This window comes from Paenibacillus paeoniae (assembly GCF_003388735.1).
In the GTDB taxonomy this organism is placed as follows: Bacteria; Bacillota; Bacilli; order Paenibacillales; family Paenibacillaceae; genus Pristimantibacillus; species Pristimantibacillus paeoniae.
Genome location: NZ_QUBQ01000002.1, coordinates 91,744 through 106,424, shown reverse-complemented (window position 1 = coordinate 106,424; position 14,681 = coordinate 91,744). Strand labels below are relative to the sequence as shown.

The following is a 14,681-nucleotide window of genomic DNA, read 5'->3' as shown; positions in this document are numbered from 1 at the left end:
TACAATGATCGGATACGCCTCAAATAGGGAATTAGCTTTGCCATACACCACTATTCATGTCCAACAAAAAGGCTGTCCCAGAGGTTATCGTCAGATGCCTGAGGGACAGCTTATTTTAGATAAACGAGAAAACTCACGTACCGTGTAAGGAATTGTTCATAATCATTTTTCTAATTTATATACAAGTAAGAAAATTTTTACTATTCTATAGTCGTATTCAACTTTGCTGTTTGGAGAGGAGGAGGAGAAGCGGCGTTTTGTAATTTGTAAATTGCGGGGGAGGAGGCACGTGACAACTATACGGATAAGCATTAGATAGGCACACGAATAAGCGTATGGATAAGTATCAGATAGGCACAAGGATAAGTATGCGAATTAGTATCTGGTAAGCAAGCAACTCGTCATTGAACCATTTATGTTTCAAAAATTAGGATTCAAATTAGGTTTTATAAGAGAGGGCGATGAAGGATGAAGTTTTGGAGCGAAAAAAGATGGTCGGCTTTCCTCGTAACCGTTATTCGGATTTTTCTTGGTTACAATTGGCTGCTGTTAGGCTGGGGCAAGCTGTCAGGTGAAAAGCCGTTTGATGCGTCCGGGTTTCTGTCTAACGCGCTAGCCAATCCTGTCATAGACAGAGCTACCGGGGAGGCGTTGTACCCCACTTATTTGTCTTTTTTGGAGCATGTGGCCATGCCTAATGTGAAAGTAATTAACGTTTTGGTACCTTGGGGAGAATTTTTAGTGGGTCTTGGGCTTATCGTTGGGGCACTGTCACTTACGGCTGCTTTTTTCGGTCTGCTGCTTAATTTCATGTTTATGTTCTCTGGGTCTGTGAGCAATAATCCTTGGTTTCTCCTGTTAGGTGTTCTTATTGTATTGGCAGGGAGCAATACGGGGCGTTTTGGCGTTGATCGTTATTTGCTGCCATGGCTTAAGGATACAGCAGGTAAGCTGGGTAAAGGCCAACGCAAGACTGAGGGAGCGGGCAACGGAATTTGACCAGACATTCGACTACGCTGCTATAGCAAGTTTATAATAATTGGAAAGGGTGTGTCATTCATGATGAGAAGCCATTAGGAGGAACGATGAGATGTACCGCGTGTTTATTATCGAGGATGACGGAAAAATTGCCGCTATTCTAAAAAATAAGATGGAACAGTACGGCTACGTCGCGGAGGCCGCATCCGACTTCCGCGACCTGCTGCCTGAGTTGGAGTCATTCGATCCGCAGCTGGTGCTGCTTGATATTAATTTGCCTTATTTCGACGGCTATTATTGGTGCAGGCAAATTCGCTCGCGCTCGAACATACCGATCATATTCATATCTGCGCGAGCGGGGGAGATGGATCAGGTGATGGCCATCGAGAACGGGGGAGACGACTACATCACGAAGCCCATTCAGCTTGAGCTGCTCATGGCAAAGGTTCGCGGCGTATTGCGCAGGTCATATGGGGAATATGCCATCAGGGAAGGCAAAGAAGGTGGCGAGTCTACCACCGATGGTCCATCAATGGAACTGCAAGTGAGCGGGCTTCGCTTGCTTATGAGCCGCAATGAGCTGGATTGGAACGGGAAGCGGGTCGAATTGACCAAAAATGAAGGGTTGCTTGCGGAATGTCTGATGCGCAGGCCGGGACATATCGTTGCCCGCGAGACGCTGCTTGAGGCGTTATGGGATGATGTTCAGTTCGTGGATGACAATACACTGACAGTCAATGTCACAAGATTGCGCAAGAAGCTCGAGGAGTTGGGCTTGCAGAAGGCAATCGAGACGATTCGGGGACAGGGCTATAAGCTGTCGCTGGATGAGGAATTGTCCGGTGGTGAGCGATGATGCACGATAGTGGACGAGGCGCTTCGATCCTCATGTTTTTAAAGGATCGCCTGCTCAATATGCTGTGCATGCTGACGGTCATCGGGCTGGCATGTTGTCTGTATCTGCTGGAACAATATCGCTATCCCGGTATTATAGAGTCGGAGACGATCTACTATTTTATATTGCTTGCCGTATTTGTATATGGTGTGTGGCTTTTACTCGATTACCTGCGCATGCGCTATTACTACAAACAATTGCGTGAAGCGCTTAAACGATCGGAGGAGATAGGAGCGGTCACGTTGATTCAATCTGCGGCTAGCGGTGAGCAGCGGCTGATGGCACGCCTGCTTCAGGATCAGCACCGCGCTTATCTGAATGAGCTGAACCAGCATAAGCGGCAGCAGGAAATTCATAATCATTTTGTGATGCAATGGGTTCATCATATGAAAACGCCGGTATCGGTCGTCGATCTGCAAGCTCAGGAAGCGATACGGCAGCCGCCCGACAACGAGCAGGAATGGCTTGCTCTGTTCCATAGCGTTCGGGAAGAGAACGAGCGGCTGGCTCGCGGGCTGGAGATGATGCTTTATACGGCTAGACTGGATAAATTCGAGCTGGACCTTCATATTCGAAGAACGCCGCTGCATGAATTGATTCGGAGTACGATTAATGCCCATAAGCGCCTGTGTATTCAGTATTCGATCTTCCCTCGAGTGGAAGGAGAGTCGTGGGTGGAGACGGATGAGAAGTGGATGACGTTCGTCCTGAATCAATTGATCAGCAACGCGATTAAGTACAGCAAACAAAAGCCTGGCACGAAAACCTTGCACTTCCGATTGGAGGAGCTTGCCGATGGAAGCGTCCAGTTGAAAGTGACGGATGCGGGAATCGGTATTGCCTCCCATGACATCCCCCGGATCTTTGATCCCTTCTTTACAGGGGAGAATGGAAGGACGACGGGAGAGTCGACGGGAATGGGACTGTACCTGGCCAAGCAAGTATGCAGCCGTCTGGGTCATACGCTTCAAGTGGAATCGGAGCTTGGCGTCGGGACGACTTTTACGCTTCATTTTCAAACCCGAGGCATTCACATTATGGATTCCTAGCGTTTCGGTGACAATATTGTAAGGTTGGCATAGTCGGATTGAAAGGGAAATCGATGGGTAGAACGGCTCCCCGGAACTATACTTTACCTATAAGCTAGACAACGATGCATTCCGGGGAGGATGAATAGTAATGAGCGTGCTGAGATCGCAAGGGTTGGGCAAAATATATAGCACGAAAGGCAATGTCGTCTACAAGGCGCTGGAGAATATCGATCTGGAGGTAGGTGCGGGAGAGTTTGTCGGCGTTATGGGACCGTCAGGCAGCGGGAAGACGACGCTGCTTAATTTGCTTGCAACGATTGATCGCCCGACGTCGGGGACGATTGAGATTAACGGCGTCAATCCGACTAAGCTTACGGATAACAAGCTGGCATTGTTTCGCAGGCGTGAGCTAGGATTCGTATTTCAGGATTTCAATCTGCTTGATACATTGTCAATTAAGGAAAATATAATATTGCCTCTCGTTATGGAGGGGATGGCGCCTAAGCTGATTGAGCAGAGACTTAAGTCAATCGTGGACATGCTGCAGATCGGAGCCATACAAGAGAAAAGAACGTACGAAGTATCCGGTGGTCAGAAGCAGCGTGCAGCGATTGCAAGAGCGATCATTCACCAGCCCTCGCTTGTGCTTGCAGATGAGCTGACCGGCAACCTGGACTCCAAGTCGGCCAAGGATGTCATGGACGCGCTGAAGGAAATGAACGAGAAATTCAAAGCGACTGTGCTCATGGTAACGCATGATCCGTTCTCGGCAAGCTATTGTCAGCGCATTGTGTTTATAAAAGACGGCAAGTTTTTCTCGGAAATTCGCAGAGGTTCGAACCGCCAGGCGTTCTTCCAACAAATATTGGACGCGCTAAGCGTGCTGGGAGGGAATTTCGATGACGTTCCGTTCGCTCGCGCTTAGTAACGTTCGGGGGAATTGGCGTTCATACAGTGCGTTTTTCCTTAGCAGCGTATTTTCGGTCCTTATTTTCTACCTGTATGCGTCGTTCTTGAATCATCCCGATGTGGTCAATGGACATATATTGGGCGCGGCTAAAGTACACCAAGGTATGAAGTTTTGTTTGTATATCATCATCATTTTTTCATTTCTCTTTATTTTGTATTCCAATTCTGCATTTCTGAAGACGAGGAAGCAGGAGTTCGGATTATTTTCCTTATTCGGCATGACGAAGTCGCAGCTCCGCAAGCTGGTCATTTATGAGAACATCGTCATTGCCATTCTGGCAATTGCTGTCGGCATCGGGCTGGGCATTCTGTTCAGCAAGCTGTTCTTTATGGCACTCGCTGCTCTGCTTGGCATGAACGACACCATCGCATTCGCCGTTCCGTTGAGAGCGGTATGGATAACCTCAGGCGGATTTTTTGCCCTGTTCCTGCTGATCTCCGTATGGACGGTCCTGAGGATGGGCCGGACTGAAATTATCGACCTGCTGAAAGCATCGAGGCAACCAAAGGGGAAACTGGTCTACTCTCGTTGGCTCGTTATTCTCACAATCCTATGCCTGGGCTCGGGGTATGGAATGGCACTTTTAATGGACAATGATTCCTTTTTATTGCTAAGCTTACCGGTTCTTATTACGGTCGTGATCGGGACGTATTTTCTTTTCACCCAGCTCAGCATTATTGTCTTGCAATTTATTCAAAAGCGTCTCGGCTTTTATTACAAGCGAACCAATATGCTTATCTTTGCGCAGCTGGGCTACAAAATTAGAGACAATGCCCGTATTCTGTTCGTCGTATCCATTCTAAGCGCCGTTATTATGACAGCTCTTGGCGCGGTATATATTATGCATGTTCAGGGTAAGCAGGATTTAATGAAGGATTCGCCGTTCTCGCTTGCTTATGTGGAAAAGGGTCTGCACATGCATAATGTTATCAATCCGGATGAGCTCAGGCGCATCGTGAAGGAAGACGGGTTTTCGTTCGAGAATGAAGCTAAAGTGGTCAGTATTGGCTTGGAAAAGTATTCGATTACGTTTGATACAGACCGGTCCACTCAGCTAGGCAACGGACATATCGAAGAAAATGAATATCAGGTTGACGCCATGATTATATCCGCTTCCGACTACAACAAGCTTGCTAAGGAGCAGGGCAAACCGCAAATTGTTGTCGAGAGCGGCAAGCTGACGCTGCTGTATCGCAACTTTAACCAGAAAGTATTTGGCAGCGGGAAGGCGACGGGTTATATAAACGGAGAAAAAATCGAATTGCCCGTATCGGGTTCCTTAGATACAAACGTGATGAATAACTGGATTAAATCTAATATTCTCACACTGGTCATGGACGATTTAAGCTTTATAAATAGAATCTCAGGCATCCCTGAAGATAAACAGCGTGTATTTTATGGATTTGAGCTGAAAAATTGGGAGAAGGCCGCGCCAACAGTGGCGAAGCTGAACAAAATCGTATCGCCGGAGATGGAAAGGGAAACGGACTTCGGACGTCCTGAGCGATATTCGGAGATGAGCGAAGTCGTCTCACTGACGCTGTTTATCGGGATGTTCATCAGCTTATTGTTCTTCATCGCCGCGGGCAGCATGATCTACTTCAAGCTATTCACAGAAATTCAAGAGGATCAAGCGCAGTTCAAGGGTTTGACCCGAATCGGCATGACACGGAAGGAAATTCGTCGTATCGTCGTTTCGCAAATTGCGATTATTTTCTTTATCCCATGTGTCGTAGGCATTAGCCATGCGCTGTTCGCGATGTTTGCGCTCGACAATCTGATGAATACGTCCAATTGGATCTACTCATTTGTTGTCATCGGTATCTATGTAGGCATGCAGACGATTTACTTCCTGCTTGCTAGCAACAGCTACATGAAGAGTATGCTTAGAGGTTCGGAAGCTTGAAGATAGATCGCAAATCCCCCTGATGACTATGAGGAACCTAGCATCGTATAAAGGCATGCGAAGCCTCCTGTACCGCATTAATTGCGGGTACGGGAGGCTTTTGACTTATTAGTCCCATCAGCCCGGACTCTTGCTGCTCAGACCCTTTACGATGCCCACAGAACAGTCCCCGCTTCGATACCCCGGCTCCGTTGGACATGAGTAGCTGGTGCCATCGAGTACATTCAGCAGCGTGAGCCGTTGCCCGTGCTTGGCTCCTGTATCGATGGCTATCCGCCTTCCGTCGGTCCATACTTCACCCGGAGCCGCTCCAAGCTTGCTCGTTGGCGTATGGCCGAACATAATGCGCCGCCATCGATGATCGCTTAGATTGCTTGGGTCACCGTCAATGATGGCGGCCAGTTGCTCCAGCGGATAGTCATGGAAGTCTTCCCGAATCTCGGTCATGTCGCGGACAGACTGCTCGCGAAGCGGGATGCCTGGACGCAAGCCGGCGTGTACGAACAAAATTTCATGGTCAATGATGCATATCGGAAGTGAGTTAATCCACTTCACGTATTGCTTTTGCTGGCCTGGAATTCTTCCACGTGCCCGATATCGCTTGGATAGGGCGACCAGCTTCAGCTCCTGATTGCCGGGAATGGCGAGGGCGCCTTGCGCGACCAGTTCCCCCACCATATCCAGCGTGCTCCATGAAGCGGGATTATCGGCATCAATGTAATCGCCAAGCAGCAGCAACTGGTCTCGTGACGGATTGTATGCGGCCGCATGTAACAGACGCATAAGGCCATCCTGATGTCCGTGTATATCCGATATGGCAAGTATCCGCTTGGCGCTCGCCATCATGTTGTCATTGTTCATGTCAATCGACTACCTTTCATCCTCATCCCGGTAGATATAAGCGGATTGTTCAGGGAGATCGATTGCAATCTGCTCTCCGGCAGTCAGAGGGGTCTCATGAACAATATATAGCTTTTGACTGCAATCGGTCTCGGCTACTGCACGCCTCCTAATGCCCGACGAGATGCAATTCATATCGCCATATTATTTCATTTTTGTTACCCAGAACCCTGCAATGACCATCGCAAGTCCCACATAAGTGTTCCACTTCGGTACTTCCTTCATGAGGATAAAGCCCAATACAACACATACGAGAATTTCGACCCCTTTGGACAAGGTAAGGGCAAAGGTCAACTGACCGAATACGCGGTGAACAAATTTCACGCCATATCCAATCATTAAGTTTGCGGCAAAAAAAAGCGGGATCAGCTTGGTCTGATACCATACGGTCGTCCAAAATGCAGGGTCGATGTGCTTGCTTTGATAGGCGAATATGCCATTGACCGTAAATAACCCCACAAGCAGCAGGACGAGGGCATAAATAAGCAGCATGTCAGCCTCCATTAATCGTGATGTAGCTTGCCGGATTTATGTTTCCCCGGGGAAAGTTTTTTAACCGCCCTCAACAGACCATTCAAGAACGGCCGCTTAGCGGAACCATTCCACTACACCAATCATACTGAGCAAACCGATTATAAAGGCAAACGTCGCCGATCGTTCGTAGCCATGTCCATGTGTCTCGGGAATCAGTTCTTTGTATACGATAAAAAGCATAGCCCCTGCAGCAAAAGCAAGGCCATAAGGGACTAGGGACACCGCAAAGCTGGCCAGATGATAGCCGAGAAAAGCTGCCGACATTTCGATCAAACCTGTTAGCGTTGCGACGAGAAGTGCTATGCGGCGGCTGACACCCTGGTTCACTAGAAACAACGCGACCAAAAAACCCTCCGGCGCATTCTGGAGTCCGATGGAGAGCGATACAATCACCCCCAAATTGTCACTCCCGCTAGCAAAGCTGGCCCCGACCGACAACCCCTCCGGCACATTATGAAAAGCCATCGCCATGACAAGCGTCAAAGATTCCTTCGGTAGCGTCACCCCCATCCTTTCATGCTGAAGATCCACATGCGGGACGAATTGCTCCAACAGGCTGAGCAAAAGCGCGCCTATAAGCACACTGAAAAAAAGAACATATAGATTAGTCAGTTTAAGCGAAGCGGGAATCAGCCCGTATGTGGAAGCCGCAACCATAACCCCGGCTGTGTAGGCTAGCAAAATATCCATTCGGCGATGAGAGATACGTCGAAAAAACAACACTGGTAAAGCGCCGATGCCGGTCGCGAGTGCGCAGAGCACCATGCCTACAACATGTCCATTCATAGACCTATCCTCCTACTGCAGCTTCAAAGTTTCCTATGACAAGCACCCCCATCTTATAGCTATATGTACAAGCTGGTAGGAAAAGAAGTCCAAAAAAAGGTTGACAAATTGCCCTATGTCTACTATTTTGTATTTAACCATTAGTTTTGCCTTAGGGAAAAACTTTTGTCATAAATCATATTTTGTTGCCTCGTCCAACTAGAGCGGGGAGAATTAGGAGGAGAGAGAAACGTGAGAAACAGATTAAAGGGAAAAAGAGGCGGATTCATTGCTATTATGCTGGTGCTGTCATTGTCGCTGCTTGCGGCTTGCAGTGCTGAGGGGAAGAAGCCCGGCAAGAGTGAGAACGGGAAGATCAATATTGTGACGACTATCGCGCAAATCGCTGAGCCGTTATCCGTCATTGGCGGCGATAAGGTAGATGTACATAGCTTGATGGGCCCTGGCGTCGATCCGCATCTGTATACGGCCACGCAAGGCGATATTGCCACACTGGAGAATGGCGATATGATTTTTTACAGTGGTTTGCATCTGGAGGCTAATATGCTGAAAGTATTTGAGGAGATTGGCAAAAACAGACCGGTTCTCGCGATCGGAGAAGTTATTCCGGAGGAGGAGCTGCTGAGGGATGCGGGAGGTGCGATTGACCCGCATATCTGGTTTGATATCGATCTCTGGAAGCAAGCGCTATCCGCCGCAACAGATGAGCTGAAGAAAGCACTGCCGGATGATGCAGATTACTTCGACAACAATCGGAAGAGTTACTTCGACAAGCTGGATGCGCTGAAAGCAGATGCGCAGGAGAAGGTTGGCCAAATCCCGCAGGACAAACGGATACTAGTTACTGCGCATGATGCATTCGGTTACTTTGGACGATTGCTCGGCATTCAGGTTGTTGGTTTGCAAGGGCTTAGTACAGAGGACGAGATTGGGTTGTCGGATATCGATGATACGATCTCGACGCTTATCGCGCATGACGTGCCAGCCGTCTTCATTGAGAGCAGCATTAATCCGGCATCGATCAACGCCGTAATCGAAGGGGCGAAGAAGAAAGGGCTGGATGTCAAGCTGGGCGGAGAGCTGTTCTCCGATGCAATGGGCGAGGCTGGAACCTTGGAAGGCACTTATCTGGGCATGTACGCTCATAATGTGGATACCATCGCTGGGGCACTCAGCGGGAAGGGGCAATAAGATGATGCCAGTCTTAAGCGTGAACGGATTATCCGCTTCCTACAGGAAGAACAAGGTGCTCAATGAGGTTCGGTTCGATGTGCAGCAGGGGACGCTGACCAGCATCGTAGGGCCGAACGGAGCCGGCAAGTCCACCTTGCTGAAAGTGATGCTGGAGCTGCATCCCAAGTTGTCCGGCACAGTCCAGTTTTTTGGCTCCACCTACAGCCAGGCTAAGTCCCGCATCGGATATGTTCCGCAAAGAGGTTCTGTGGATTGGGATTTTCCGACTAATGCACTGGATGTCGTCATGATGGGACTATACGGAAAGATCGGATGGCTGAAGTGGCCGAAACGGTCCCACCGGGATCTGGCGATGGCGGCGCTCGATGAGATGGGCATGGCCGACTATGCCGATCGTCAGATCAGCCAGCTGTCCGGCGGCCAGCAGCAGAGAGTATTCCTGGCACGCGCGCTCGTTCAGGATGCGGACCTGTACTTTCTCGATGAACCGCTGGCAGGCGTTGATGCCGCGACGGAGCGGGCCATTATGGATACGCTCAAGGTGCTTAAGAACAAGGGAAGGACAGTGATGGTTGTCCATCATGATTTGCAGACCGTCGAAGATTATTTTGACCAGGTGCTGATGCTGAATCGGGGCGTCATCGCTCATGGCAAGACGGCAGAGACGTTTACGAAGGAAAATATATATCGGACTTACGGCGGAACGTTAAGGTGGATGGAGGAGAAACTGGGATGAGCCTGGCTTTGTCACATAATGCTCAATGGGTACTCTTCAGTACGTTGATTCTCGGCATGGCAGCAGGTGTGATGGGATGCTTCGCTTATTGGAAGCGGCAAAGCCTGATGAGCGATGCCTTGTCCCATGCCGCCCTGCCTGGCGTAATTGTCGGCTTTATGATCGCGGGGACGAAGAGCTTGCCGCTCATGATTGCAGGCGCAGCGGTCAGCGCATTGCTAGGGGCGTTCCTGATTCAGTGGATTCGCTCGTCCTGCCGGGTCAAGGAGGATGCTGCGATGGGGATGATTTTGTCCGTATTCTTCGGTCTTGGCATCATGCTGCTTACGTTCGTAAATCGGATGGGCGGCGGCAGCCAAAGCGGGCTGGACAGCTTCATCTTCGGCCAAGCGGCATCCATGGTTCGCAAGGACGTCATCACGATGTCGGTTCTCGCGCTTCTGGTGGTTCTCATTTCGATTATCGCATTCAAGGAATGGAAGCTGTTTTTATTCGATCCGCAATTCGCCAAGGGACTGGGGCTGTCCGGGCGTTGGATGAACAGCATTTATATGACGGTGCTCGTACTGGTCATTGTAATTGGCATACAGGCAGTAGGTGTCATTCTAATGGCGGCGTTGCTTATTATTCCGGCTGTCAGCTCCAGATATTGGACCAATTCCTTTCTCTGGATGGTCGTCCTGTCGGGGGTATTCGGTGGGGTGGCTGGCATGGCAGGCACGCTGATCAGTACGTTCGGCAAAGGATGGCCGACAGGCCCATTTATTGTTATTGCCGCATCTGGGATCTTCCTCGTTTCCCTTGCCTTTGGCGCCCGTAAAGGGATGCTCGTTCTGTACCTGCAGCGTTATGCGCAGAAGAAATCGCTCACGGAGTCCTTGCCCGGACAGAGAGTGCTGGAGAGGGGCGAAGCTTAGATGAGTTATGCAGGCTGGATATTGTTAACGGCGTCGCTAGTTGGACTTTCCTGCGGCTTTATCGGAGTATTGCTTATTTTGCGAAGAATGGCGATGATGGCTGACGCGATCAGCCATACCGTGCTTCTTGGCATTGTGGTCGCTTATTTGGTCACGCGGGAGCTCAGCGGTGTGCATATGCTGATCGGGGCAATCGCGGCAGGACTTCTGACGTCTGTGCTGGTTCAATGGTTTCATGCCAGAGGCGTACAGCAGGAAGCGTCCATTGGCGTTGTATTTACCACTTTGTTCGCTATTGGCGTCGTTCTAGTGGCCACCAAGGTCGGGAATGCGCATTTGGACGTCAAACATACGTTAATGGGCGAGATTACATTTATTCCTTGGGAGAGAATCGAACTGCCGTGGATCGGCTCTATTCCGGAAGCTGTATTTATTTTGTCTCTAGTCCTCATCGTAGTGTTAGTAGCTATATTAGCCTTCTATAAGGAATGGAAAATTACATCCTTCGATCCTGCGCTCGCTGCCAGTCTGGGATTGCCGGTAGTGCTCATGCATTATGTCTTTATGTCGCTCGTCTCTGTAACGACAGTTGCAGCCTTTGATGCTGTTGGCGCCATTATGGTCGTTGCCATGCTCATAACCCCGGCGGCGGCAGCGTACTTATGGACGGACCGTCTATCTGTTATGTTCATCCTAAGCGGCGCATTCGGCGTATTGTCGGCAGTCTCAGGCTATTATGTGGCGGCCTGGCTGGATACGTCCATCTCGGGTTCAATGGCCTTCTCGACCGGAATCGTCTTTATGATCAGCTTTGTAGCTTCGCCGCGGCACGGTCTGGCATCCCGCTGGTTCCGTCCTCGCCCTGCGGCGGCTCAAGAGGCTTAACGAAATATGATGACGCCGGTGATGGAGGATCATTTGAAGCATATTTATTTGCTGTCACGGAGAAAGGGCTGCGTAAGGGTGTCGGATGTGGCAGAGGCGTTGTCTGTTCATTTGTCGACGGTATCGAAGATGGCGCTGAAGCTGCGGGAATCCGGCTATGTGAGCTATGAAAAGTATGGACAGATCGCCCCTACGTATGCCGGGCTGAAGGCAGGCAAGCAATTAATCGGCAAGCATCGGATGCTGGTCAGGCTGCTTCGTCACGCAGGCGTGCCGGAAGATCAGGCATCCGAGGAAGCGGAGCGGCTGGAGCATCATCTGAGCTGGGATTCGGCATCTAAGCTGGAGGCGCTGCTTTCGTTGATAGAGAAGAACGCAACGGCTCTGGAACATCAGTCCGGCGTCATTACGGAGGCGACAAGTGCAACTGAAAAGTAAGATTGAAGAAGCCTCGCATCCCTTATCAAGGGGATGGAGGCTTCTTTGGCATGGGAGGCGGGATGGGTTTGCTTTATGGTGATGAATGCATCGCTAGTTCTTGTATAGCGGATACGGTTGCAGCTTTAGACGAGTTTGATCATAGCTTTACGTAGGTCACTTAGGTTCAGCTACAGCTTTACAAAGAAACGAATCATGGCTTTGATCATATGCTCTCGTCCGATGGGTCCCCAAGGATCCCATTCTCTGCTGTCGGGGTAATAAACCCGGTTTTCCTTGACCGCCCGCAGCTTCTGCCATCTGGGATCAGCGCTAAATTGGTGAATGACCGGCTCTTCGCTCCAAACGACAAGAAGCTGTTCGGGGTCCCAGCTCGTCAGTTGATCGAAGGCATCTTCCATATACGTGCCATGTTGAATACGTTCATCCGGCTGGAATTGCAGCCGTCCATAGAATAGGTCTGTCAAAGCATGCTCCTTCATGCCGTATATCCGGCAATTGCCAGGGAGCAGTCTAATGATGGTCCACTTGCCGTGTTTCGTGACGGGCTCCAGCTTGCGCCTCGCTTCCTGTTCCAAGACGGACATAGCGCGGATTGTGCGCTCTGCCTCCGCCATCCGATCAACCCGACTCGCAATAGCGCGGAAGTAATGCTCCCAGCTTGTTGCATGATCGATTAGAATGGCGCTTCCCTCTTCTCCCCAATGCTTATCGCCCAGATCATGGGTGAGCTTCGTTCGCAGAATTAAGTCGGGACCAAGCGGAACGACATCGCTTGAACGAATGGGATGCTCGGCATTAAGCGGGACGGTGCCGCTTAGCCGGTCATGCAGGTAGCTGGGAAATCCCGACGGCGTCAAGTGATAGGAGGGGAAGCTCGGAGCGGCGACGGGAAGGATGCCGAGCGCAAGCAAATGGTCCTGCAGTGCCAGGCTGCTCACAACGGCGATCTTGCGGTCTCGGCGTTTCAGATAGACGGAGGGCGAGATGCCTTCTGTTTTTTTGAAGACGCGGCTGAAGTAGAGCTCGTCCTGGTAGCCGACACTGACAGCGATATCCCTGAGCGATGCTTGCTTGTCGGTCATCAGCTCCTTCGCCTTCAGCATGCGAAGCTTCGTCAGGTAACTGCCCGGAGAGAGGCCGGTCAGCTTCTTGAATGCCCGGCAATAAGAGCTTGGCGTCATGCCCGCTAATCTGGGCAGCTCACTAATCTGCAAAGACTTGGATAGGCGGCGCTCCATATAATCGATCGTGGACTGGATGGAATCGGTACCCGCACGAGATGGCGCGTGCTGATGGGCATGAAGATGCAGGAGCAGCTCATACAAGGCCAGCTGCTTCCTCATATCTCCCAGTATGCCGGTTTCATTCAGCGCTTGCCGAAGATTAGTGAGATGTAGCTCGGTTTGAGCCGAAGCGGCGCGATAGGAGCAGTGATCTCCGTGCATTAGTTCATAATTGCCGATGGACTGCTCATTCTCTCCAAGCTGAACGGCAGAATAATGCACAACGCTTAGCTTCAGGCTGCCGCCGGGATCAGCCATAAGCTCGAAGCTTGTTTCGCCGGGCTGGGCAAAAAAGAAGGAGCCTTCGCGAAGCGGACAAGAACGTCCGCTGCTCAAAAACAGCATGCCGGCTCCGCTTTGTACAATGCCGATCAGGCCGTTTTCCGCATACTGCGGTTCAGTGCGGAAGCCTTCTTTGTAATGATAGGATGCAATATGTATTGGATAGCAAGTGAAATAGGAATGGGGTATCATGGCACGGCAGTCCTTTTCTATTAGAGATTTGCTATTAGGATTCATTGGGTAGAAGAGAAAACTTGATATTGATAATTGTTATCAATTACAATTCTAGCAATATATCGGTGATGCGGCAATAGGCAATGTGATGGCGGGCATCATTCATGTATGAGGAGTGCTGAAATTTTTGTCCATACGAATCGGACAATATCGTGTATGGGAATCGAAAATTGCGATAGGTACAATAGGTATTGAAAATGATTATCATTCACATGGGGTTTGGGGGTTGTGGAATCATTCGTTACGTATCTCTCATGATGTTGGTAGTCCTCCTCTTGACGGGCTGCACTGCAGGCGCTTCCGAAGGGAAGAAGGGGTCCGGCGCGGTTGTCGCCGATGATTCTCTGCAGACGGATAGCAAGAAGGATCGACTTGCCCTTATAGAGGCAGCCGAGATCGACGATGTGTCGTCTGCGGCGGAGGAAATGTCCAGCTTGATCAAAACGTTCAAAACGGCAGTAGAGTCCGATGACAGGGAAGAAGCTGCTCGCCAGGCTGAACGCATGGCAGCGCTTTGGAAGTCGCTCAGCGAGAAGGCAGTTGACGCGCAGCCAGAGAAGCTGCAGCAGATTGAAGCCGATCTGGTCGGAGTGCTGGACGAAGTTGCTGCATCCGATTGGGACAAGACGCGGCTTGTTGATCTGGATTATTCGCTCTATCAAGGCTTCCGTGATGTGAAGCCAGCTTTGCAAAATTAAACAAGAAGTTA

15 protein-coding genes are annotated in these 14,681 nt (G+C 50.2%); 11 read left to right on the top strand and 4 right to left on the bottom strand.

Annotation, left to right across the window (positions count from 1 at the left end):
* Window positions 1–468: 468 nt before the first annotated feature.
* The 5 genes from DX130_RS12925 (at window position 469) to DX130_RS26935 (ending at window position 5,780) form a co-directional block, all read left to right on the top strand.
* A complete protein-coding gene (locus DX130_RS12925) occupies window positions 469–999 on the top strand; it encodes a DoxX family protein (RefSeq protein ID WP_116046100.1) in 531 nt (176 codons plus the stop codon).
* Between the two features lie 91 nt (window positions 1,000–1,090).
* The gene (locus tag DX130_RS12920; protein WP_116046098.1) at window positions 1,091–1,834 is read left to right on the top strand and encodes a response regulator transcription factor; all 744 of its coding nucleotides are present in this window, start codon (window positions 1,091–1,093) and stop codon (window positions 1,832–1,834) included.
* Complete coding sequence (locus tag DX130_RS12915; RefSeq protein ID WP_240644490.1) at window positions 1,831–2,922, top strand: sensor histidine kinase; 1,092 nt, start codon at window positions 1,831–1,833, stop codon at window positions 2,920–2,922. Before DX130_RS12920 ends, DX130_RS12915 begins: the two co-directional genes overlap by 4 nt.
* Window positions 2,923–3,052: 130 nt before the next feature.
* The gene (locus DX130_RS12910; RefSeq protein ID WP_116046097.1) at window positions 3,053–3,829 is read left to right on the top strand and encodes an ABC transporter ATP-binding protein; all 777 of its coding nucleotides are present in this window, start codon (window positions 3,053–3,055) and stop codon (window positions 3,827–3,829) included.
* Window positions 3,804–5,780 (top strand): ABC transporter permease, encoded by a 1,977-nt coding sequence (locus tag DX130_RS26935; RefSeq protein ID WP_240644489.1) that lies wholly within the window; start codon window positions 3,804–3,806, stop codon window positions 5,778–5,780. The genes DX130_RS12910 and DX130_RS26935 overlap by 26 nt, the downstream gene beginning before the upstream one ends.
* Window positions 5,781–5,897: 117 nt before the next feature.
* On the opposite strand, the gene DX130_RS12900 is transcribed toward DX130_RS26935, so the two are convergent.
* The 3 genes from DX130_RS12900 to DX130_RS12890 form a co-directional block, all read right to left on the bottom strand.
* Complete coding sequence (locus DX130_RS12900; RefSeq protein WP_116046095.1) at window positions 5,898–6,641, bottom strand: metallophosphoesterase; 744 nt, start codon at window positions 6,639–6,641, stop codon at window positions 5,898–5,900.
* Between the two features lie 183 nt (window positions 6,642–6,824).
* On the bottom strand, window positions 6,825–7,172 hold the full coding sequence (locus DX130_RS12895) for a hypothetical protein (RefSeq protein WP_116046094.1): 348 nt from the start codon (window positions 7,170–7,172) through the stop codon (window positions 6,825–6,827).
* A 96-nt stretch (window positions 7,173–7,268) separates the two neighbouring features.
* Window positions 7,269–8,000 carry a ZIP family metal transporter gene (locus DX130_RS12890; RefSeq protein WP_116046092.1) on the bottom strand — a complete coding sequence of 244 codons (732 nt, stop codon included), beginning with the start codon at window positions 7,998–8,000 and terminating at the stop codon, window positions 7,269–7,271.
* A 276-nt stretch (window positions 8,001–8,276) separates the two neighbouring features.
* Here DX130_RS12890 and DX130_RS12885 point away from each other — a divergent pair, with 276 nt between their 5' ends.
* From DX130_RS12885 to DX130_RS12865, 5 genes are read left to right on the top strand one after another with little or no spacing between them, the layout of a single operon-like run.
* Entirely contained in the window at window positions 8,277–9,191 is a 915-nt protein-coding gene (locus tag DX130_RS12885) for a metal ABC transporter solute-binding protein, Zn/Mn family (protein WP_116047142.1), read from the top strand.
* Between the two features lie 4 nt (window positions 9,192–9,195).
* A complete protein-coding gene (locus DX130_RS12880; protein WP_116047140.1) occupies window positions 9,196–9,930 on the top strand; it encodes a metal ABC transporter ATP-binding protein in 735 nt (244 codons plus the stop codon).
* The gene (locus tag DX130_RS12875) at window positions 9,927–10,847 is read left to right on the top strand and encodes a metal ABC transporter permease (protein WP_116046091.1); all 921 of its coding nucleotides are present in this window, start codon (window positions 9,927–9,929) and stop codon (window positions 10,845–10,847) included. The genes DX130_RS12880 and DX130_RS12875 overlap by 4 nt, the downstream gene beginning before the upstream one ends.
* Window positions 10,848–11,732: a metal ABC transporter permease gene (locus DX130_RS12870; protein WP_116046089.1), complete on the top strand. Its 885-nt coding sequence runs from the start codon at window positions 10,848–10,850 to the stop codon at window positions 11,730–11,732.
* Between the two features lie 6 nt (window positions 11,733–11,738).
* On the top strand, window positions 11,739–12,170 hold the full coding sequence (locus tag DX130_RS12865; RefSeq protein WP_116046088.1) for a metal-dependent transcriptional regulator: 432 nt from the start codon (window positions 11,739–11,741) through the stop codon (window positions 12,168–12,170).
* 170 nt (window positions 12,171–12,340) lie between these two features.
* Here DX130_RS12865 and DX130_RS12860 read toward each other — a convergent pair whose 3' ends face one another.
* Window positions 12,341–13,930 carry a helix-turn-helix domain-containing protein gene (locus tag DX130_RS12860; protein ID WP_165861264.1) on the bottom strand — a complete coding sequence of 530 codons (1,590 nt, stop codon included), beginning with the start codon at window positions 13,928–13,930 and terminating at the stop codon, window positions 12,341–12,343.
* A 239-nt stretch (window positions 13,931–14,169) separates the two neighbouring features.
* Here DX130_RS12860 and DX130_RS12855 point away from each other — a divergent pair, with 239 nt between their 5' ends.
* Complete coding sequence (locus DX130_RS12855) at window positions 14,170–14,670, top strand: hypothetical protein (protein WP_133297927.1); 501 nt, start codon at window positions 14,170–14,172, stop codon at window positions 14,668–14,670.
* The last annotated feature ends 11 nt before the right edge of the window (window positions 14,671–14,681 follow it).

Bases quoted from the DNA above. Each gene is read 5' to 3' on its own strand.
- DX130_RS12870 (WP_116046089.1), top strand. From the start codon at position 10,848: ATGAGTTATGCAGGCTGGATATTGTTAACGGCGTCGCTAGTTGGACTT.
- DX130_RS12860 (WP_165861264.1), bottom strand. From the start codon at position 13,930: ATGATACCCCATTCCTATTTCACTTGCTATCCAATACATATTGCATCC.
- DX130_RS12900 (WP_116046095.1), bottom strand. From the start codon at position 6,641: ATGAACAATGACAACATGATGGCGAGCGCCAAGCGGATACTTGCCATA.
- DX130_RS12855 (WP_133297927.1), top strand. From the start codon at position 14,170: ATGATTATCATTCACATGGGGTTTGGGGGTTGTGGAATCATTCGTTAC.
- DX130_RS26935 (WP_240644489.1), top strand. From the start codon at position 3,804: ATGACGTTCCGTTCGCTCGCGCTTAGTAACGTTCGGGGGAATTGGCGT.
- DX130_RS12885 (WP_116047142.1), top strand. From the start codon at position 8,277: ATGCTGGTGCTGTCATTGTCGCTGCTTGCGGCTTGCAGTGCTGAGGGG.
- DX130_RS12910 (WP_116046097.1), top strand. From the start codon at position 3,053: ATGAGCGTGCTGAGATCGCAAGGGTTGGGCAAAATATATAGCACGAAA.
- DX130_RS12865 (WP_116046088.1), top strand. From the start codon at position 11,739: ATGATGACGCCGGTGATGGAGGATCATTTGAAGCATATTTATTTGCTG.
- DX130_RS12890 (WP_116046092.1), bottom strand. From the start codon at position 8,000: ATGAATGGACATGTTGTAGGCATGGTGCTCTGCGCACTCGCGACCGGC.
- DX130_RS12915 (WP_240644490.1), top strand. From the start codon at position 1,831: ATGATGCACGATAGTGGACGAGGCGCTTCGATCCTCATGTTTTTAAAG.
- DX130_RS12895 (WP_116046094.1), bottom strand. From the start codon at position 7,172: ATGCTGCTTATTTATGCCCTCGTCCTGCTGCTTGTGGGGTTATTTACG.
- DX130_RS12920 (WP_116046098.1), top strand. From the start codon at position 1,091: ATGTACCGCGTGTTTATTATCGAGGATGACGGAAAAATTGCCGCTATT.
- DX130_RS12925 (WP_116046100.1), top strand. From the start codon at position 469: ATGAAGTTTTGGAGCGAAAAAAGATGGTCGGCTTTCCTCGTAACCGTT.
- DX130_RS12875 (WP_116046091.1), top strand. From the start codon at position 9,927: ATGAGCCTGGCTTTGTCACATAATGCTCAATGGGTACTCTTCAGTACG.
- DX130_RS12880 (WP_116047140.1), top strand. From the start codon at position 9,196: ATGCCAGTCTTAAGCGTGAACGGATTATCCGCTTCCTACAGGAAGAAC.